The sequence below is a fragment of the Tenacibaculum sp. E3R01 genome, assembly GCF_003318185.1.
GTDB classification, from domain to species: Bacteria; Bacteroidota; Bacteroidia; order Flavobacteriales; family Flavobacteriaceae; genus Polaribacter; species Polaribacter halocynthiae.
In genome coordinates this window covers 614,077-635,434 of the sequence record NZ_QOCC01000019.1, presented here as the reverse complement: position 1 = coordinate 635,434, position 21,358 = coordinate 614,077, and the positions used below count along the sequence as shown (strand labels likewise).

The window sequence follows — 21,358 nt, the reverse complement described above, 5'->3', positions numbered from 1 at the left end:
ATTGTAACAACTTTTAAAAGTTACATATAAATATACTAAAGGTAGCAATATTAAATTGCTACCTTTTTTCATTTTACGAATTCATAAAAAGAGAATAATCAAAATTAAAACATATTTACAACGACTTCTCTTTCTAATTCAAAACATTAAATGCAACTAAGTTTTTTTTGTTTTTATTAACAAAAAATATAGTTAAAATTCTGCATCTTTGTAGTTATGCGAATATATCCTATAGAAACAGGAAATTTTAAACTAGATGGTGGAGCCATGTTTGGTGTTGTTCCTAAATCCATTTGGCAAAAAACCAATCCTGCTGACAGCAAAAACATGATTGATATGAGTTTGCGTTGTATGCTTATTGAGGATGGAGATAGACTTACACTTATTGACACTGGACTTGGAAACAAACAATCAGATAAATTTTTTGGTTACTATTATCTATTTGGAGACTTCTCTTTAGACTCTTCATTAGCTAAATATGGATTTCATAGAGATGATATTACGGATGTTTTTTTAACGCACTTACATTTTGATCATTGTGGTGGTGTTATTCAATGGAACAAAGACAGAACAGGATATATGCCTGCTTTTAAAAATGCTAAAGTTTGGAGTAATGATCGTCATTGGCAATGGGCTACTGAGCCCAACCCAAGAGAAAAAGCTTCCTTCTTAAAAGAAAATATATTGCCAATTGAAAAAAACGGACAGTTAAATTTTGTTCATAGAAACACGAAAGATCAAGTAGGATTTGATGTTGTTTTTGTTGATGGACATACAGAAAAACAAATGCTTCCTAAAATAATGTATCAAGGAAAAACCATTGTTTTTATGGCTGATTTACTTCCTACAGTTGGACATATACCACTTCCTTATGTAATGGGTTATGATACTAGACCATTACTTACAATAAAAGAAAAACAAGTGTTTTTAAACGAAGCAGCAGATAAAGATTTTTATTTGTTTTTAGAGCATGATGCTCATAATGAACTTTGTACTGTACAACATACAGAAAAAGGAGTTCGTTTAAAAGAAACTTATAAATTTATAGACATTTTTGGTTTATAAAAAGGAGGAGTCAAAACTCCCCTTCTTTTTATGAATTTCGTAATAATTAGTGGTTACATTTACAAATTCTACTCCAGACAATTCTTGAAGTATTAAGTTTATGTTCTAAATCGCTTTCATAACCATAATTACCAGATTTTAACTCATAATTACTAGGAACTTCTCCCCCGTTAACAACTTTTAATTGACTCATATTAAGAGCAAATTTTTTAAAATTTTCCATATTTAATATATTTTCTTCGGTTAAATGTAATAATAATAAAAAACAAAAAGTGTTAATTTTATGCAAATTCATAAAATATAAAAGTATAAAATCATATTTAAACCATAAATTTACTTTCTTTAAATAAGAAATAAATATTATGAGAGTTTTAAAGCCTATTCTTTATTCGGCAATGGCAATTACAACCTTAGTAGGTTGTTCATCGGTAAGCAAAATGGCTGTGCCAACAGGAATTAATACAGTTATTAACATTCCTGCTAAAAAGGCCCCTTTAACAGATTTCCAAAAAGACAATTGGCAACATTTAGATTTAGCTACTGATAGTATTCCTGGAATGAGTGTTGACAAAGCGTATACATTTTTACAAGGAAAAAAAAGTATTGAAGTTATTGTTGGTGTTGTTGACAGTGGTACAGATTTAAAACATGAAGATTTAAAAGATGTAGCATGGGTGAATAAAAAAGAAATTGCGGGTAACGGAATTGATGATGACAAAAATGGATATGTAGATGATATTAATGGATGGAATTTCTTAGGAAAATCATATAAAGAACATTTAGAATATGAACGTATTTTAATGAAACCTTCAGTTGCAGATGCAGCAACATTAGCAGAAGTAAAAGCATATCAAGAAAACAAAGTTAATGAAGCTAAAAAAGCACAAGAAAAATTAATCCAAAATAAAACTAGATATGAACAATTATTACAAGGTGTAAAAAATGCTGACGAAGCATTTAAAAAGCATTTTGGGAGAGACAACTACAGTAAAGAGGAAATTTTCGCTTTAAATGATAATAATTTAAAACAATATGTAGAGATTTCAAAACAAGTATTTGGTTTTGGTTTACCTAATTTAAAAACTGCTAAAGACGAATTAAAAAGAGGTGTTGAGTACTTCATTAAAAGTATAGAAAGTGGTAAAAAGACAATCAACGGAGATAATTTAAAAACAGACTACAGAACTGTTGTTGGTGATAATGCATATGACATTAACGACAAACCAGGTTCGGGTGATGGAAACACAGGTCATTCTAAAAAAGATGAAGCACATGGTTCACATGTGTCTGGAATTATAGGAGCTACTAGAAACAATGGTAAAGGTATGAATGGTGTTGCTAATAATGTTAAAATTATGGCAGTACGTTCAGTATCGGATGGTGATGAGTATGATAAAGATGTTGCTTTAGGTATTCGTTATGCTGTTGATAATGGTGCTAAAGTAATTAACACTAGTTTTGGTAAAGCGTTTTCTCCAAATAAAGAATGGGTATATGATGCTTTAAAATATGCTGCCAAAAAAGATGTGTTAATCGTAAACGCTGCTGGTAATGATGGGGCAAACATTGACATCAAAAAAACATTCCCTAATGATGCTCCAGATTTAGTAAATGAAATTTCCGACAATGTATTAACTATTGGGGCTATGACAGCAAATTATGATGAAAACTTACCAGCTAGTTTTTCTAACTATGGTAAAATAAATGTAGATATTTTTGCTCCAGGTTATAACATACACTCTACTTTCCCAGATAATACATATCAAAAAATAAGCGGAACCTCAATGGCTGCTCCTTGTGCGGCTGGAGTAGCTGCTTTAGTTCGTTCATACTACCCGCAATTATCTGCTAGTCAGGTAAAACATATTTTAATGAACTCAGGTACTAAAATTGACTTAACGGTTACAAAACCAGGTTCAAAATCTAGAACAAATCCAAAAGGAGAATTAGTTCCTTTTTCAAGCTTATCTGTATCAGGTCGTGTAGTTAATGCATATAATGCTTTAAGAATGGCAGACAGAATGGTAAATGGAAGAAAATAATTACCAGAAAATAAGTATATTTGAAAAGAGCATTTTAAAAAATGCTCTTTTTTTATAAATAATTAAATAGAATGAAAAAATTATTTTTAGGGGTTTCATTAATATCGATGTTAGCTTGCGCATCAACCAACCAACAACAAACAATTTCAACTCCTCAAACAACTAAAACAAGCAGTAGCACATATTGGCAACAACGTGTAAACTACACAATGGATATTGATATGAATGTTAAAACATATCAATACAAAGGAATACAAAAATTAGTATACACCAATAACTCTCCTGATGTATTAAACAAAGTATTTTATCATTTATACTTTAATGCATTCCAGCCAAATTCTCAAATGGATGTTCGTTCTAGAAACATTAAAGATCCAGATAAAAGAGTTAACGACAGAATTAGCAAATTGTCTCCTTCTGAAATTGGGTATATTAAAGTTAATACATTAAAACAAAATGGATCTGCAGTAAAACATGAAACTGTGGGTACTATTTTAGAGGTTACCTTAAACCAACCTATTCAACCAGGTGAAAGTGTAACTTTTGATATGGTTTTTAACGCTCAAGTTCCTAAACAAATTCGTCGTACTGGAAGAGGTAACAAAGAAGGGGTTGCTTTATCAATGACACAATGGTATCCTAAAATGGCTGAATATGATTTTGAAGGATGGCATACGCCTCCATATTTAGGTCGTGAATTCCATGGTGTATGGGGTGACTTTGATGTAACTCTTCATATTGACAAAAATTATGTTGTTGGAGGTACTGGTTATATTCAAAACCCTCAAGAAGTAGGTCATGGTTACGAAAACAAAAAAGAAGAACTAAACATTCCTTCAGGAAAAAAATTAACTTGGAAATTTAAAGCTCCTAATGTACACGATTTTACTTGGGCTGCTGACCCTGAGTATATTCATGATACGTATACTATGAAAAATGGTATTGATTTACATTTCTTATACAAAAAAAACTTATCCGCTTTTTATCAAGAAAACTGGAAAAAATTACAACCTAAAACTGCTGAACTAATGAATTACTTTAGCAAACATATAGGAGCATATCCATACAAACAGTACTCAGTAATTCAAGGTGGTGATGGCGGAATGGAATATGCTATGTGTACTTTAATTACTGGTAAACGTAAATGGGGTAGTTTATTTGGTGTTACAGCCCATGAATTAGCACATACTTGGTTTCAATTTTTACTAGCAACCAATGAAAGTAAGCACCCATGGATGGACGAAGGATTTACAACTCACATTTCAAACAAAGCTACCAATGAAATTTTAGAACAAGGAAGAGAAAATCCTCAATCAGGTTCATACAGGCATTATAACTATGTTGTAAACAACAATGCAGAAGAACCTTTATCAACTCATGCTGACAGATACCATACCAACATGGCTTATAGCATGGGAAGCTATTCTAAAGGAAATATCTTTTTAACACAACTTCAATACATTATTGGAGAAGAAAATGTGGCTAAAACTTTAAAAAAGTATTTTACTGATTTTTCTTTTAAACATCCAACACCAAATGATATTAAAAGAACTGCCGAAAAAGTATCTGGAATTCAATTAGATTGGTATTTGAATGAATGGACACAAACTACTCACACTATAGATTATGGAATTAAATCTGTTACTGGTAAAGAAATTACTTTAGAACGTATTGGACAAATGCCGATGCCTATTGATGTTACCGTTACTTATACAGATGGAACTAAAGAATCATTCAATATTCCATTACGTATGATGAGAGGTAAAAAACCAACTTCGGCAAAAACTCTTGAAGACTGGACATTTGCTCACCCAACTTACAGTTTTTCTACATCAAAAAATATTAAATCAGTTGAAATTGATCCATCAAAGTTAATGGCTGATATAAATCAAGAAAACAACGTATTTCAAACTAAATAACTTTTGAAATTAAAAAAGAATAAAAAAGGCGAAGAATATTCAATTTCTTCGTCTTTTTTATTCTTTTAATAATTCCTTTTGAAGATCAGTTGGAGATAACCCTGTGTTCTTTTTAACAAACAAGCTAAAATTTGAAGGACTATCAAAATTATAATTATAAGAAATCTCTTTAAGGTTAGTGTCTTTAAACATTAAATCTCTTTTTATTTCTAAAAGAACTGCATTATGAATAAACTTTAAAGGTGTAATACCATATTTATTTTTCACAATATCAGTTAATTTTTTAGACGTAATATTTAATTTCTCAGCATATTCATTAACCGTTTTGGTATTCAAATTTAGATTTACCAATTCAGTAAACTTAATTAAAGAACGATCATTTGTATTTTTAAACTTTCCTTTTTTAATTGTGCATTCTTCTAATTCATAAAGTAACGTAGATAATAAGTGAATAGATTTTTGTTTCAGAAAAACACTTTCTTCTTTTGTAATATTCCTTATAAGATTTAAAAAGGAAATACCTTTATTTATTAATAACTTATCGTTTTCAAAGATCACTTTAATATCTGAATGGTATTGAAGTGTTAATAATGAACTAACTTCTTCTGAAAAAATAGAGGTATTAAAAAACTGAATTAAAAAACCATCAGCCTCCTCTTCTCTTTTTACTAAATGTACTTGCCTTGGTTTAATTAAATAACAACTATTATCTACTATTGGAACTTTATCAAAATCAATCAATTGGTAGCCTCCTCCTTTAACAAAAAACATAATTTCATAATAATTATGCCTATGAACAACATTATAATCATAGGTGTTTTTATGTGAAATAGGTTCAATATTTATAGTGAACTCATCTTTAATATTATGAAGAGGTATTTGATTGTTTAGCTTCATTAAAAAAAGGGGGTTAAATTAATAAGAAAAACGCTTTTTTTCATAACTCAGTGCCACTAGCACCAAGTTACTTTTGCTAAAAGTATAAATTTAATAGTAATTATGATGAAAAAAATATTTATTACACTTATTCTAATATTTTCTATAAATGTAGTTAGCGCACAAAACACATGGAAAGTTGACAAAGCACACTCTTCAATAACTTTTTCAGTATCTCATTTTATGATTTCTGAAGTTACTGGTAATTTTAATAGTTTTGACATCGATGCTGAAACAAATGAAAAATTTGAAAAACCAGTTTTTAAAGTATCAATAAACGCTGCCAGCATAAATACAAATCAAGAAGGTAGAGATAACCATTTAAAATCTCCTGATTTTTTTAATGTTAAAAAAAATCCTACAATTACATTTAATAGTAGTTCTTTTAAGGATTTAAATAATGGAAACTTCGAAACTAGTGGTACCATTACTATTAATGGAATTGCTAAAGAAATTACTTTTAAAGGAAAATTAAATGGTATTATTAAAGCACGAAGTGGAAAAAACAAAGCTGGATTAAAATTAACCTCAACTATTAAAAGAGAAGAGTTTAATTTAGGTAAAGGAATGTCTCCAATTGGTAAAGATGTTACTGTTACTATTAATATAGAAATGAACCAGCAATAAAAACTCCCTTATCCCTCTTTATTAAAGAGTGATGTTTTTTAAAGTCAAAAACTTGCATAAGTTTTTGACTTTTTTAATTATTTGAATGTATTTTTATACATATGAATCAAATAACAATAGACTTTTCATTCTACAGTATTTTAGATATTCTTTCAATATCTACAGCTTTTATGCTTGGTTTACTTTTTATAACTTCAAAATCAAACAATAAAAAAGCCAATATTTTTTTAGGTTTATTTCTCTGGTCATTAACTATTGAAATATTTGGTTCTTTTAGTCAATCAGTTAATGAACTTGAAAATTACAATAACATTCAATCATCATTATTTACAATCCCTTTTTTACTATTATATACTATACAAACCTTAAATGAGAAGATTAAACCTTATTGCTATTTATTATTCATCCCCGGATTTATTTTAAACTTTGTTCCTGTAGAAAATATAGCCACAAAATATTTTGAATATTTATTTAATATTCTGCTCTTAATTAATATTACAATAATTCTTAAGAAAAATCAAAATAGAATTGGTGATTTTTACTCTAACATAGAAAATAAAACATTTGTATGGCTTAAAGCCATAGTATACATATTTTTCACCTTTCATGTTCTTTGGGTTTTAGAAGATATTATCGAGTTAAAAAGTATAAAACTTACCCAATACTTTGCTTTTTTATCAACCATTTTAACCTTTATTATGATTTACTGGATAGGCTATAATGGTTTTACTCAATCTGATTTATTTAAGTTCTCTCTATTTATTAATGACAAAGCCTCTTTAGAAAAAACATATTCAAAAGAATCTTTTAGTATAATCTATGATAAAATTGAAATGGATAAGCTTTTTTTAACTTCTAATCTCACATTAAAAACATTGTCTGAAAAATTAGATATTAGAGAAAAAGAATTATCAAAACTTATTAATACCCACACAAATAAAAACTTTTACAATTTTATAAATCAATTTAGAGTGAATGAATTTAAAAAGCTTCTTTTATCACCTAAAGCTAAACAACTTTCAATTTTGGGTTTAGCAGAAGAAGCTGGTTTCTCCTCTAAATCAACTTTTTATTCTGCTTTTAAAAACCTAGAAGGAATAACCCCAAAACAATACCAAAACAATGTAAAAATGTCCGAATAAGAGTTATTCGGACTCATACTAATACTTCTAATACACTTTTGGTGATAGTTTTGTAGTTAAACCAAAAAACATATAAAATTAGAAGTTATGATTATCACAGTTAATAAAATTATTACTTTTTCACTACTATTCTTTTGTATCTCTTGCTCAGATAACAATCAGGTTAATAGCAATTCAACTTCGTTAGAATCATATTTAAAAGCTAATGCAGATTATGTACATAATATTAATGGTTTTTTCATAGTAGCTAGTGCAGTTAAACCAACATCAAACGAAACAACACCAGGAACAACTGGTAAAGATATTTTTGAGCATAGCGTTCGTTTATTTAGTAATTTCTTAGATCAAAATAATGACGGTTTAGTTGATGATGATAAAAAGGAATTAAACAAATGGTTAGCTCAAAAACTAGTTTTCATATCTGGTCCTTTAACTATGGTTGATAAAATATCAGCAGCAAACCTAGTTGAAGGGAAAGGGTTATACGGAATGAGTATGCAGACAGACAACTGGCCATATGTTAAAAACTATAACGGTAAAGGCTGGGAGTTTACTAAACTAAACTCTTCCACTTGGCGACCTGAAATTTTTAATGCTCTTTGGGAAGAAACATTCCATACAATTACTGAAGCTTTTAGTAGAACAGACAGCGAGTTTAAATTTACCGAAGGAGGTACTTTAAGAAAATATATGGATGATGATATTTTAGCAAAAACATATGATATTTCAGAACAAAATGCTGCTGAAAATGGTAATTATGATAAAGTAACGGCAGTAAATGAATATATCCATCAAATTTGGGCAATCAACTTTGCAGGTCATAGTAGCAAATTAAATGCACACCAAAAAAAAGCATTAAATTTTATGGTTAAAAAAAATGTTCCCATGAAATTATCTGCATCTTATAAACATATATTAGGCAAAAGAATAAAATAAAAAAACTTTAAATAATGAAAAACGCACTATACATAATAACTTTAATCAGTGTTATAGCTTGCTCAAGAAATAACATAAACTCAACATTAAATACCAAAATTTCGGCAGGAAATGACCCTAATTTTAAAATCATTAAAAATGATGATTCAGAACTTGCTAGTTTCAATAGAAAAGTAGTTGTATTTGGCATCGATATTTATGCAGCTCCGAAAGTTGAAGATAAAAAACTATTACATGCAGCAAATTTAATGGCACAATATTTAGATAATAATGAAGATGGTATAATTGACAACAAACTTGTAGTAGATAAAATGAAAGAAAATAAAGCGTTTCTTTTTTTATGGAAAACTCAAAATGACATGCCTTCAAACCAACCAAATGGAAGGCTTGGTCAAGATTTAGGTAATGACGAAACAATTCCTGAATGGCACACCAACGGGTATACAGGAAGGTTTGATGCTTCAATCGAAGAGGTTTGGCATATTATAACTCATGCTGGCTATGCTAAAGCGTATCCTACAATTTTTGGAGAAAACTCAGGAACATCATTAAGTAATGCTATGGATATAGCTAGAGGAGGCAAATTTAATAGTATTCCAAATAATTATCCTACGAATGCTTGGTATACCTATGACGATACTACATGTACTTACGATTGTCAATCTACCGAATACATTTATTGGGCGATGACATCAATTTTAGGAGCGCAAAAAAACAGATTAAATGCTATTCAACATGAATGGAAATTAAACACAAAAGAAAAAGTAAAAACTACTGACAATACTATTTATACCTTATTAACAAATCCAGTTTACAAATTTCCAACAGTTCTACCTGATGGTACTTATAAAAGGTAAAGTGCATTAAATTAAGGTTTTTAATGAAATATAAATCACCTCAACATTTTTACGTAATTTTGCACTTCAATTTTAGAGAAAATGTCAGAAGAAAAGAAATCATTAAACTTTATTGAACAAATAATTGAAGAAGATTTGGCTAATGGAATGCCTAAAGAAAATTTACGTTTTCGTTTTCCTCCAGAACCAAATGGATATTTACATATTGGACATACAAAAGCTATTGGAATTAGCTTTGGTTTAGGTGAAAAATATGATGCTCCTGTGAATCTTCGTTTTGATGATACAAATCCAGCAAAAGAAGAACAAGAGTATGTTGATGCCATAAAAAAGGATGTAACTTGGCTAGGATATCAATGGGAAAATGAATTATACTCATCTGACTATTTTCAACAATTATATGATTGGGCTGTTCAATTAATTAAAGATGGAAAAGCATATATAGATTCTCAATCTTCTGAAGAAATGCGTACACAAAAAGGAACTCCTACAGAGCATGGAGTTGCTAGCCCATATAGAAATAGAAGTGTTGAAGAGAATTTAGATTTATTCAACCGAATGAAAAATGGAGAGTTTGAAGAAGGCACACATGTTTTACGTGCAAAAATTGATATGACTTCTCCTAATATGTTAATGAGAGATCCATTAATGTATCGTATTCTAAAGAAAGCGCATCACAGAACAGGAAATGATTGGGTTATTTATCCTATGTACGATTGGACACATGGAGAAAGTGACTATATAGAACAAGTTTCACATTCATTATGTTCTTTAGAATTTAAACCTCATAGAGAATTATATAATTGGTTTCGTGATAATGTGTATGAATATAGTAAATCAGCATACCCAAACCCTCCTAAACAAAGAGAGTTTTCTCGTTTAAACTTAAGCTATACTATTATGAGTAAGCGAAAGTTATTAAAACTAGTTGAAGAAGGTGTAGTAAACGGATGGGATGACCCTCGTATGCCTACTATTTCTGGTTTACGCCGAAGAGGATACACGCCAGCTGCTATTCGTAATTTTATTGAAACTGTTGGAGTATCTAAACGTGAAAACATTATTGATGTTGCTTTACTTGAATTTAAAATACGTGAAGATTTAAACAAAACTGCCAATAGAGTGATGGGGGTTTTAGATCCTGTAAAAGTAATAATTGATAACTACCCTGAGGATAAAGAAGAAATTCTAATTGCAGAAAACAATCCTGAAGATGAAAACTCAGGAACAAGAATAGTTCCTTTTTCTAGAGAAATTTATATAGAACGTGAAGACTTTAGAGAAGAGGCTAACAAGAAGTTTTTCAGATTAAAGCTTGGTAAAGAAGTACGCTTAAAAAATGCTTATTTTATTACAGCTACTAGTTGTGAAAAAGATGAAAACGGAAATATTACAGTTATTCACTGTACCTATGATCCGTTAACAAAATCTGGTAGTGGTACTGAAGAGAGCAAACGTAAAGTGAAAGGAACATTGCATTGGGTTTCTATAAAACATGCTGTAAAAGCTGAAGTTAGAGCATATGATAGATTATTCTCTGATGAAGCACCAGACTCTCACAAAGACAAAGATTTTATGGAGTTTATCAATCCAAATTCTTTAGAAAAAATAACCGCTTTTGTTGAACCTAGTTTACAAACTTCAAAAATTGGAGATCGTTTTCAATTTCAACGCCTAGGGTATTTTAATGTAGATGATGATTCTACACCTGAAAATTTAGTGTTCAATAAAATTGTTGGATTACGTGATAATTGGGCAAAAACAAATAAAAAATAAGAATTACACATTTTTAATAAAATAAAAAACACGCTTTATTTAGCGTGTTTTTTTTATTCTATTACAAAACTTTCATTCTGTATCCAATTGGCTCTTAACTTAAATTCCTTAGGAAAATAAATAATACGTTCAGGGTGAATTCTTTTTAAGAAGTTACCAGTATCCCATTTATTATTATTGTTATCATCAATAATTGCTTTTACAGTATATTTTTTAGGCTCTAATAAGTTAAAAGTTAATTTTTTAGAATCTTTAATATATCGCGTTTTTATAACCTTATTCTTTATCAACAATTGAATAATAACGTTCTTCTTAGTCTTATTTTGAATATCTAAAATTATACTACCATAGTCCTCTACTTCTTTTGTACTAAATTGATAATTTAATGAATCATTTTTTGTTTCATATATATCTTTAAACCCAGCAGGTAAAACACTAAAATCGTAATCCATTTTAGGTTTTTTCTTAAATATTAAAGCTAATTTATTAATGTCCATTCTTTTTAACTGATAAGGTACATTAATAGTGTCTTTATCTACAAAAGAAACTTTTGATGTATCAATAGCTACAATAGGATTATTCCCTTCTAAAAATAATGTATCGTTTAAATGTAAAATTCCACTTACATTCGAATTAATTAGTAACGAATCAATTTTCTTTTTTCTTAAACGAACAGTAATTGTATCAACAAAATCTTTATTACTAACAATAAAATTTAAAGAGTCTTTTTTTAATGGAGTATGCCAATATAACAGCGTATCTTTCTCCTTTTCATATTGAAAATAAGACTTAAAATTAGCTGGCACTTTTGATAGTAATGATACTTTTAGGTTTTTTCTTTTACCATTAAAACCAAATTGAATTTTTCCTTTAAAAAGCTCTTTTCCTCTTTTAAATTTAAAAGGTTGTTTTTCTTTAAAAATCCTGATATCTTTTTTAATAATACTATCTCTAGGTAACATGATTGTATCTTTCAAAAAACCAATTTTATCAGTCTTAGCATTAAAAATATAATCATTATTTGGTTCTTTTAAAGCCAATAACAAATATTTCCCTTTTTTAATATTTGAAAAGTTAAAATTAGTAGAATCTAGGGTACTAGTAACATAGTCGGGTTTTCTCTTGTAAATAATTGAATCGTTAAAGCTACTATCAATTTTATATAATAAAACACCTATACTATTTGCTGTTTTCTTCTTAAAAGCATCTGATATATTTCCTTTAATTTTTAATGAATCGATATATTTTCCAGTAGACAAAACATATTTAAAACTTTCTAGTTTATTATTCTCATTATTATCTTGAACTGCATTACCAAAATTAAATGTATACGTAGTATTAGCTTTTAAAGTATCTAAAATTTTAATATTTATATATTTACTTGGAGTACCCTGAGGAGTTATTAATGGAGGATTTTTTAAAGGTGGTGAAACCACTAATTGTTTTGTTAATTCTTTTAAAACAATATACTCATCAAAGTAAATACGTATGTTATCTTCCTTAAACTCTATACTTTCATAGGGTGGATTAGCAGTAACCATTATTGGTGCATCTTCATCTTTAGGGCCTCCTTCAGGCCTTCCTTTACGGGCACAACTTGTTATGAAAATAACTAGTAAAAGAATGTAAACTTTAATTATTTGCTTCACAAAATAAGTTTTTAATTCAACATCAAAAGTAGTAAAATAACATAAACGAATGTTTATCCTTTTTCAGTATATGCAATGGTACAAATACTAATACTTATATGCGCTGTTTTTAACAATTCATTACAACATGCTTCCAGTGTAGCACCAGTAGTAACAACATCATCTACTAATAATACATGTTTATTTTTAAAAATCTCAAGGTCGTTCAATTGAAATTTAGTATTATTTTTAGAAAAACGCTCAAACCGCTGATGTAATGTTTGTGTTTTAGCTTTTGATGTACGTAAAAGTTTGTTTGGAATATAAGTAATTTCTAAATCAGTACTTAACGTTTTAGCAAATTTTGTAACTTGGTTATACCCTCTTTGCTTTTCTTTTGAAATATGTAAAGGCACAGGAATTATATAATCAACATTAGAAAAAATGTTTTTCTTTTTTAATTCATAGGCAAACCAACTTCCTAAAAAAACGCCAATGTTTTCTTGATTTTTATATTTTAGTTCATGTATTATTTTTTGTGTAATACCCTCTTTATTATAATATAAAAAAGAGTGTATGCTGTTTATAGGAACTCTACCATAAAAAATAGCTTGTAACATTTGTTGTGTTACCTCGTTATTATTTATAATTGGTAAGCTATGTTTACAACTTGTACATAAAAACAATTCTGTTTTTAATAAGTTTGTTGAACAATTTATACATAAATTAGGAAAAAATAAATAGAATATATCTTTTAAAAATTGCATCTTTACTGGCAAGTTTTTAAGAGAAAGATACAAAAAATTATAACACTTTATTTTGGGGAGAAAATTCAAGTTTTTTAAAGAGGCCGTAAAAAATTATAAAACTTCTGGTACTGTAGTTCCAAGTTCTAAATATTTAGCAAACAGAATGACAACTACAATAAATTTTGAAAAAGCAGATGTTATTGTTGAACTAGGTTCTGGTAATGGAGCAATTACTAAAAATATATTACAAAAAATACAACCTCATACTACTTTAATTTGTTTTGAAATAAATGATGCTTTTTATAATGAATTAAAAAAAATAAATCACCCACAATTAATTGTATTAAAAGAATCTGCCGAAAAAATTGACGAACTACTTAAAAAATTAGGATTTAATGATGCTAGTTATATCATTTCTAGCTTACCCTTAACAATTATTCCTAAAAAAATATCTAATACTATTTTACAAAAAAGTTATACTACTTTAAATAAAAACGGATTATTTATTCAATATCAATATAGCCTTTCTTACTACAAAAAACTTAAAGATGTTTTTGGAAAAAACATTACTTTAAGTTTCGAAACTTTAAATTTTCCTCCTGCTTTTGTATACAAATGTGCTAAAAAATAGTATTTTAGCGCAGAACACGTTATATTGTTCATCATAATTTCCCCTTAGTGATGGCTGTAAAAAATTTTAAAAACAAAGGTTTAATCGCCTTTTTGCTTTTTTTAATAATTGCAATAGGTTTTTTAGCATATCAAAATGCTAGAGATTTCTCGCAACTTAAAGGCGCCTTTGACTCTGAAAAACAAGAGTTAGAGGGAGAACTAGATAATGTTATTAAAGACTATCAAAGCGCTATTGACAGAAATGACAACTACACTTTAAATCTTAATAAAGAATTACTAAAAGTAGTACTACTTAAAGATACTATTAAAAACTTAAAAACATCCAATTATAGTTTATTAAGATTTTACAGAAAAAGAATTACTACTTTAGAAGAGGAAAATAAAAAACTATTAGGTAAATTAGACTCTTTAAACTCTATAAACAAGGAGCTATTCACTGAAAATGACAGTGTTAAAGGTGTTTTAACAAAAAAAGAACATTTAAATTCAAGACTCTCTAGAAGTAATAGAATTTTAACAAAAAAAGTAGCTTCAGCAGAAGTTTTAGAAGTTGAAAAAGTAGTTATTGATGCCATGAAAAAGAGAAGTAGTGGAAAAATGACTACTACTTATAGATCGTGGAAAGCTTGTGGTTTTAAAATACAATTTGATTTACTTGAAAATAAAATAATTGACAAGGGATCTAAACCAATTCACATACAATTAATTAACCCTAAAAATGAAATAGTTGCTATAAAAGGAAAAGTAAAACTAAAAAATGGTAAAAGAATTATTTTTAGCGACTTTATAAGTGCTGATTACTATAATAAAAAGTTATCTGTAATGTCATTTATTAAAGTTAATAAAGATAAATTAGAAAAAGGAATCTATAAAGTAAACATATATGTAAATAAGATATTTATAAAAAAATCAACTATTAAACTAAAATAAACTTTTAAATCCCCCTTAACATGAATTCAAGAACCATTAAAAATATCGCTTTAATCGTTTTATTAATCTTAATTCTATTTTTAACTCTAAATTCTTTCAAAAAATCTAGTGATCTAAAACATTTACAAAATGTTTTTACAGAAGAAAAAGCTGATTTAAAAAACAATTTAGATGAGATGATTAAAGATTACACTGATGTGGTTATCAGAAAAAAAAGTCTTTCTAAAAGGTTACGTGTAGAAATACAAAAAATGAAAGATTTAAGAGATTCTGTAGCAAACTTAAAAGGAGATAACTACAACTTAATAAGACGCTATAGAAGTAAAATAAGTAGCCTTGAAAGAGAAAACAGAAGGTTATTTATTAAAATCGATTCTCTTAATACAGCAAATGAAGTATTAGCACAAGAAAACGTTATAACAAACGAAATTCTTAGTCAAAAAGAAACAATTAATACTGAATTAACTGAAAAATATAAAAAACTAGAAGAAAAAGTAGCAGTTGCTTCAAAAATTGACATAAGTCCTTTAAAAGCCATTGCTATGAAAGAAAGAAGTAGTGGAAAACTAACTTCTACTTCAAGGTCTAGTAGAACTGATGCTTTTAGAATAAATTTTGATTTACTTGAAAATGAAGTTACAAAATCAGGTAAAAAGATGGTTTATATTCAAATAATTGATAAAGACAAAAAAGTAATTACACCTAAAGGTAAAGCACGTTTAAACAATGGAGCAAGAATTATGTATAGTGATTCTGTTACTGTTAACTATAACAATGACAAACTTAGCTTAGTATCATTTGTATTGGTAAATAGAGATGATATTAATAAAGGGAAGTATACTATTAGCGCTTTTGTTGATGGTGAATATTCTGGTAACTCAGTCGTAAGTCTTAGATAAAAATCTTTAAAAATGAAAAAATGAAGTGAAGATTAAAAAATCTTCACTTTTTTTTATGTAATTAACAATAGTTTAAAAGCTTATTATATTTTTGCAGTATGGCAAAACAAGAAGATCAATTTAAAAAGGTAATATCACACGCTAAAGAATATGGTTATATTTTTCAATCATCTGAAATTTATGACGGATTAAGTGCTGTGTATGACTACGCCCAAAATGGAGTAGAATTAAAGAAAAATATTCGCGACTATTGGTGGAAAGCAATGGTACAAATGCATGAAAATATTGTTGGTATAGATGCCTCTATATTAATGCACCCAACCACATGGAAAGCTTCCGGCCACGTAGATGCTTTTAATGACCCTTTAATTGATAACAAAGACAGTAAAAAGCGTTATAGAGCAGATGTTTTAATTGAAGACTATTGTGCTAAAATTGAAAACAAAATTGAAAAAGAGGTTAAAAAAGCTGAAAAACGATTTGGCGACTCTTTTAATAAAGAAGAATTCGTTACAACTAACGGACGCGTTTTAGGATATCAAGAAAAAATTAATACCATTTTAAGTAGGTTAGGTAAATCATTAGAAAATGAAGATTTAGCCGACGTAAAAACTTTAATTGAAGAGTTAGAAATTGCTGACCCTTTAACAGGAAGTAAAAATTGGACAGATGTTAAACAATTTAATTTAATGTTTGGAACCAAATTAGGTGCTTCTGCTGAAAGTGCCATGAATTTATATTTACGCCCTGAAACAGCACAAGGTATTTTTGTTAACTTTTTAAATGTTCAAAAAACTGGACGTATGAAAATACCTTTTGGAATAGCACAAACTGGTAAAGCTTTTCGTAATGAAATTGTAGCTCGTCAGTTTATATTTAGAATGCGTGAATTTGAGCAAATGGAAATGCAATTTTTTGTAAAACCTGGAACTCAAAAAGAATGGTATGAACAATGGAAAGAAAACCGTTTAAAATGGCACTTATCATTAGGTATAAACAAAGATAACTACCGTTTTCACGATCATGAAAAATTAGCTCATTATGCTGATGCTGCTGCTGATATTGAATTTAAATTCCCTTTTGGTTTTAAAGAGTTAGAAGGTATTCACTCACGTACTGATTTTGATTTAAAAGCACATGAAGAGCATTCTGGTAAAAAATTACAATACTTTGACCCTGAAGAAAACAAAAACTATGTGCCATATGTAGTTGAAACTTCTATTGGATTGGATAGAATGTTTTTAGCTGTTTTTTCAAATTCTTTACAAGAAGAAGAATTAGAAAATGGAACTACAAGAACTGTTTTAAAATTACCTGCAGTTTTAGCTCCTACAAAAGCTGCTATTTTGCCTTTAGTTAAAAAAGATGGATTACCAGAAGTGGCTCGTAAAATTGTTGAAGATTTAAAATGGGACTTCAATGTAGCTTATGATGAAAAAGATGCTGTTGGGCGTCGTTACCGTCGTCAAGATGCTGCTGGTACACCTTTCTGTATTACAGTTGATCATGATACTTTAGAAGATAATATGGTTACTATACGTCATAGAGATACTATGGAACAGAAACGTGTTAAAATAGAAGAACTAGGAGCCATTATTAAACAAGAGGTTGATGTGCGTTCTTGGTTAATGAAAATGTAAGTTTTCTACTATATATATTAAAAAGCCTATCATTAATTTGATAGGTTTTTTGATTTATCATTTAACACTTGAAAATGATATACAAAAGCAGAATTCTTAAAAAATCGTCATTACAAATGAAACCTAGTGAAATAAAGTAATCTGATAATTGATTTACAGAGTGCTTCTTTCATTCCTCAATAGCAATGACATTTAAATTATTTATAATGTTCTAGTAAGTAGCAACAACAAGGTAAAACAGCAATTTATATTTTGTTACTCTCACTGCTTACCATATACACCACTAGTTACAAACTAGCGAGAGATAGGACAGTGTTCTAAGGACATATTCTTTCAATTTTATACCATGGGTCTAAAAAATCTATATCTTCATTTTTATACCCTTTAAGGAGGATTATTTTTGATTTTTTGTCTTCAATAAGCGTCAAATATATTCGAATACAATACTTCCCTTTTCCAGTATCAATATCTACAACCGCTTTGTTTTTTACTATAGAAACTATTTTATACTTACTTACATTAAAAAAGTCTATTGTATAATCAGAACTATTTTTTACGTACTTATTAAGACTTTCCATTTGCTTCATGTCTTTCATGAACTTTTGAACGAAAATTCTCTTATTAGTAGGTAAATCTTGAGCAAACAACGTGAAAGAAAATAATCCTAAAATTAAAACCTTAATATATTTCATAAGTTAAATTTTCTACGAAAAAAATCAAAAAATAATTTATAAAACGAAAATAAAAGAAGCAAGCTAAATAATATCACCAAAATCAATTCATCATTACGAAAGGGAACGTAATAGCTATTGAAACTCTTTATATAATAGAGATTGATAACACTACCTATTGTTATATCTCTACATTTTTTACTTGACACTTCGATAGTATAATTTTCTCCTTTATGGTTTATTATTAATTTACTACCTCTATTAGAGTGACAATATTTTTTAAGAACCCTTTTTTTTACTTTTTTATTATTCTTTATTGACTCTTGAATCATATATAACTTACTTCCATTGTAAATAATACCAATAATTAATAATATTCTAAAAATGACTGTACCTCTACTCATTTTGTAAATTTATTTTTCTCCCATTTACCAAAAGTTATATTTACTGTAATTTATCTTACAACTAATTACAATATGACTCTATCCATATTTTTTGATTTTTTTCGTAGAAAACTACATAGTTTTTTTTAAAACTCCCAACTCACAACATTTTACAGGTATCAATGTATGTTTTTAATATTGTAGCTAATAATTAATACTCATTATTAGTTTTGAAAACAAACAAGAATTGAGTTTTTTGTTTTTAATTTAATACTTGAAAAGTTCAAAAAAAAAATAAAAACTATCCGCAGTTACACCCTTTGTTACAATTAGTATCTTTTTTAGTTTTAAAAAAGAATTTTCTAACTAGAAAAACAACTGCTAAAACAACAATACTATATGTTATAATTTCTTGCATTAGCTTAAAGTTTGATAAGATATTAATGCTACTACATAGGCCAAAACTCCCATACCAACCAATTGTATTATAGGCCATTTCCAACTTTTTGTTTCACGTTTAACAATAGCCAGTGTAGCCATACATTGCATAGCAAACGCATAAAATAAAAGTAAAGACATACCTGTAGCAAAATCAAACCTTTTTTTACCTGTGTCTGGATTTAATTCAGATTCCATTTTTTGCTTAATAGTTGTAATATCTTCATCATTATTTTCTACACTATAAATAGTAGCCAACGTACCAATAAACACTTCTCGTGCAGCAAAAGAAGCGATTAAACCAATACCTATTTTCCAGTCATACCCTAGAGGTTTTACTATTGGCTCAATAGTTTTACCCATAATACCTATATAAGAACTCTCTAATTTTGCTGAAGCTATTTTTTGATGTAGCTCTTTATCTGAAAGCTTCATCTCTACATTCTTTTCAGTAATCACTTTCTCAACATTTTCATAAGAAGATGGACCGTGTGATGCTAAGAACCATAAAACAATTGAAATAGCTAAGATTATTTTTCCTGCTCCAAAAACAAACGCCTTTGTTTTCTCCAAAACATCTAAAAAAACATTTTTTAAAGAGGGTAATTTATAGTTAGGCATTTCAACAACAAAAAACGTATTACTTTTTATTTTTAAACTTTTATGCAGTATGTATGCTGCTATAATAGCAGCTACAAAACCTAAAAAATATAAACTTAATAAGGTTAATCCTTGTAAACTTAAAAAACCAAAAACTTTAGTATCAGGAATTACCAAAGCAATTAAAATAGCGTATACTGGTAATCTAGCTGAGCAAGTAGTAAAAGGAGTTACTAAAATGGTTATTAATCGTTCTTTCCAACTTGATATAGTTCGAGTAGCCATAATAGCTGGTATAGCACATGCTGTTCCTGATATTAATGGAATAACACTCTTTCCGCTCATTCCAAAACGACGCATTATTTTATCCATTAAAAACACTACCCTACTCATGTATCCTGTTTCTTCTAAAACAGCTATAAACAAAAATAAAATAGCAATTTGTGGTATAAATATAACTACACCTCCTATTCCGGGAATAATTCCTTCGGTTAACAAATCAGTAAGTTTTCCTTTCGGAAATATATCTTTTGCCTTATCAGTGATATCAGCAAATAAACCATCAATAAAATCCATTGGAGTAGAAGCCCAATCAAAAATCGATTGAAATATTAATAATAGGAGTCCAAAGAAAATAATGTACCCAAAGATTTTATGGGTAAAAATGGCATCTAATTTACTTCTTAAATCCTTAGCTTTTGATTTATCTACGCTGTATGTTTTTTTTAAAACTTCATTTATTAGTTGGTAACGATAGATAGTTTCTTTATGCTGATATTTTTTTTCTTTTGAAATATCATTCTTTAAAAAAAGTAACTCCTTTTTTTCTTCAGCCGTTAAAAGTGAAGTTTGATTTTTTGTAAGCATTAACCATAATTCATACACTGAAAAACGATTGCTTATTCTTTTAAAATTTTCAAAATATTCTATGTCAATTTTAGAATAAATTTGAGCAAAGTTTGAAGAATAAGTTGACTTACTTGAACTAATTATTTCTTTCTTAAGCACATCGATTCCTTTCTTATTTCTAGCAGAAATCAACACTACTTTTGTTTGTAATTCTTTTTCTAAAGCTTTAATATCAATTAAAATCCCTTTCTTTTCCATTTGATCGGCCATGTTTATTGCCAATACAGTTGGAATTTCTAAGTCTTGAATTTGGGAAAAAAGCAGTAAATTTCTTTTTAAATTTTCTACATCAGCAACAACAACAATTACATCAGGAATATCTTCTTCATTTGTACTCATTAATGTTTTAAGTACAATACTTTCATCTATTGAAGTCGGATTTATACTATAAGTACCTGGCAAATCAGTTATAACTGCTGTTTTACCTTCTGGTAACTTACACGTTCCTTGTTTTTTATCAACTGTTACTCCAGGATAATTTCCTACTTTTTGATTTAACCCGGTTAGTTGATTAAATAAAGATGTTTTTCCTGTATTTGGATTTCCAATTAATGATACTTTAATCTTATTGCTCATCC

Annotated in this window: 18 protein-coding genes; 12 read left to right on the top strand and 6 right to left on the bottom strand. The window is 28.3% G+C overall.

Annotated features, from left to right (window positions below):
• Positions 1-216 precede the first annotated feature (216 nt).
• The gene (locus DS884_RS07980) at positions 217-1,065 is read left to right on the top strand and encodes an MBL fold metallo-hydrolase (RefSeq protein ID WP_113786394.1); all 849 of its coding nucleotides are present in this window, start codon (positions 217-219) and stop codon (positions 1,063-1,065) included.
• A gap of 46 nt (positions 1,066-1,111) precedes the next feature.
• Here the strand turns inward: DS884_RS07980 and DS884_RS18435 are convergent, their stop codons facing one another.
• Positions 1,112-1,288, bottom strand: a complete 177-nt coding sequence (locus DS884_RS18435) for a hypothetical protein (protein WP_158530828.1) — start codon at positions 1,286-1,288, stop codon at positions 1,112-1,114.
• A gap of 139 nt (positions 1,289-1,427) precedes the next feature.
• On the opposite strand from DS884_RS18435, the gene DS884_RS07970 reads away from it, so the two are divergent.
• Both DS884_RS07970 and DS884_RS07965 read left to right on the top strand, forming a co-directional pair.
• Positions 1,428-3,107: a S8 family serine peptidase gene (locus DS884_RS07970; RefSeq protein ID WP_113786392.1), complete on the top strand. Its 1,680-nt coding sequence runs from the start codon at positions 1,428-1,430 to the stop codon at positions 3,105-3,107.
• 71 nt (positions 3,108-3,178) lie between these two features.
• The gene (locus DS884_RS07965; RefSeq protein WP_113786391.1) at positions 3,179-5,026 is read left to right on the top strand and encodes a M1 family metallopeptidase; all 1,848 of its coding nucleotides are present in this window, start codon (positions 3,179-3,181) and stop codon (positions 5,024-5,026) included.
• A gap of 57 nt (positions 5,027-5,083) precedes the next feature.
• On the opposite strand, the gene DS884_RS07960 is transcribed toward DS884_RS07965, so the two are convergent.
• Positions 5,084-5,923 carry an AraC family transcriptional regulator gene (locus tag DS884_RS07960; RefSeq protein WP_113786390.1) on the bottom strand — a complete coding sequence of 280 codons (840 nt, stop codon included), beginning with the start codon at positions 5,921-5,923 and terminating at the stop codon, positions 5,084-5,086.
• 102 nt (positions 5,924-6,025) lie between these two features.
• On the opposite strand from DS884_RS07960, the gene DS884_RS07955 reads away from it, so the two are divergent.
• The 5 genes from DS884_RS07955 to DS884_RS07935 all read left to right on the top strand — a co-directional run bounded on the left by DS884_RS07955 (position 6,026) and on the right by DS884_RS07935 (position 11,300).
• On the top strand, positions 6,026-6,589 hold the full coding sequence (locus DS884_RS07955) for a YceI family protein (protein WP_093869401.1): 564 nt from the start codon (positions 6,026-6,028) through the stop codon (positions 6,587-6,589).
• A gap of 101 nt (positions 6,590-6,690) precedes the next feature.
• Complete coding sequence (locus DS884_RS07950) at positions 6,691-7,731, top strand: helix-turn-helix domain-containing protein (protein ID WP_113786389.1); 1,041 nt, start codon at positions 6,691-6,693, stop codon at positions 7,729-7,731.
• 87 nt (positions 7,732-7,818) lie between these two features.
• Positions 7,819-8,667 (top strand): hypothetical protein, encoded by an 849-nt coding sequence (locus DS884_RS07945; RefSeq protein WP_113786388.1) that lies wholly within the window; start codon positions 7,819-7,821, stop codon positions 8,665-8,667.
• 14 nt (positions 8,668-8,681) lie between these two features.
• Positions 8,682-9,524: a hypothetical protein gene (locus DS884_RS07940; protein ID WP_113786387.1), complete on the top strand. Its 843-nt coding sequence runs from the start codon at positions 8,682-8,684 to the stop codon at positions 9,522-9,524.
• Positions 9,525-9,605: 81 nt separating this feature from the next.
• A complete protein-coding gene (locus tag DS884_RS07935; RefSeq protein WP_113786386.1) occupies positions 9,606-11,300 on the top strand; it encodes a glutamine--tRNA ligase/YqeY domain fusion protein in 1,695 nt (564 codons plus the stop codon).
• 53 nt (positions 11,301-11,353) lie between these two features.
• On the opposite strand, the gene DS884_RS07930 is transcribed toward DS884_RS07935, so the two are convergent.
• Together DS884_RS07930 and DS884_RS07925 are read right to left on the bottom strand one after the other, a co-directional pair.
• Entirely contained in the window at positions 11,354-12,949 is a 1,596-nt protein-coding gene (locus tag DS884_RS07930) for an Ig-like domain-containing protein (protein ID WP_113786385.1), read from the bottom strand.
• Positions 12,950-13,002: 53 nt separating this feature from the next.
• The gene (locus tag DS884_RS07925; protein WP_113786384.1) at positions 13,003-13,695 is read right to left on the bottom strand and encodes a ComF family protein; all 693 of its coding nucleotides are present in this window, start codon (positions 13,693-13,695) and stop codon (positions 13,003-13,005) included.
• A 52-nt stretch (positions 13,696-13,747) separates the two neighbouring features.
• Here DS884_RS07925 and DS884_RS07920 point away from each other — a divergent pair, with 52 nt between their 5' ends.
• The 4 genes from DS884_RS07920 (at position 13,748) to DS884_RS07905 (ending at position 17,779) form a co-directional block, all read left to right on the top strand.
• Positions 13,748-14,308, top strand: a complete 561-nt coding sequence (locus tag DS884_RS07920; protein WP_113786383.1) for a class I SAM-dependent methyltransferase — start codon at positions 13,748-13,750, stop codon at positions 14,306-14,308.
• Positions 14,309-14,358: 50 nt separating this feature from the next.
• The gene (locus DS884_RS07915) at positions 14,359-15,240 is read left to right on the top strand and encodes a hypothetical protein (RefSeq protein WP_093869409.1); all 882 of its coding nucleotides are present in this window, start codon (positions 14,359-14,361) and stop codon (positions 15,238-15,240) included.
• A 20-nt stretch (positions 15,241-15,260) separates the two neighbouring features.
• Positions 15,261-16,139: a hypothetical protein gene (locus DS884_RS07910; RefSeq protein WP_093869410.1), complete on the top strand. Its 879-nt coding sequence runs from the start codon at positions 15,261-15,263 to the stop codon at positions 16,137-16,139.
• Positions 16,140-16,237: 98 nt separating this feature from the next.
• Complete coding sequence (locus DS884_RS07905; RefSeq protein WP_113786382.1) at positions 16,238-17,779, top strand: glycine--tRNA ligase; 1,542 nt, start codon at positions 16,238-16,240, stop codon at positions 17,777-17,779.
• A 317-nt stretch (positions 17,780-18,096) separates the two neighbouring features.
• On the opposite strand, the gene DS884_RS07900 is transcribed toward DS884_RS07905, so the two are convergent.
• Complete coding sequence (locus tag DS884_RS07900; RefSeq protein WP_113786381.1) at positions 18,097-18,471, bottom strand: hypothetical protein; 375 nt, start codon at positions 18,469-18,471, stop codon at positions 18,097-18,099.
• Positions 18,472-19,250: 779 nt separating this feature from the next.
• Positions 19,251-21,356, bottom strand: coding sequence for a ferrous iron transport protein B (gene feoB, locus DS884_RS07885; protein ID WP_113786379.1), 2,106 nt, complete (start codon positions 21,354-21,356; stop codon positions 19,251-19,253).
• Positions 21,357-21,358 lie beyond the last annotated feature (2 nt).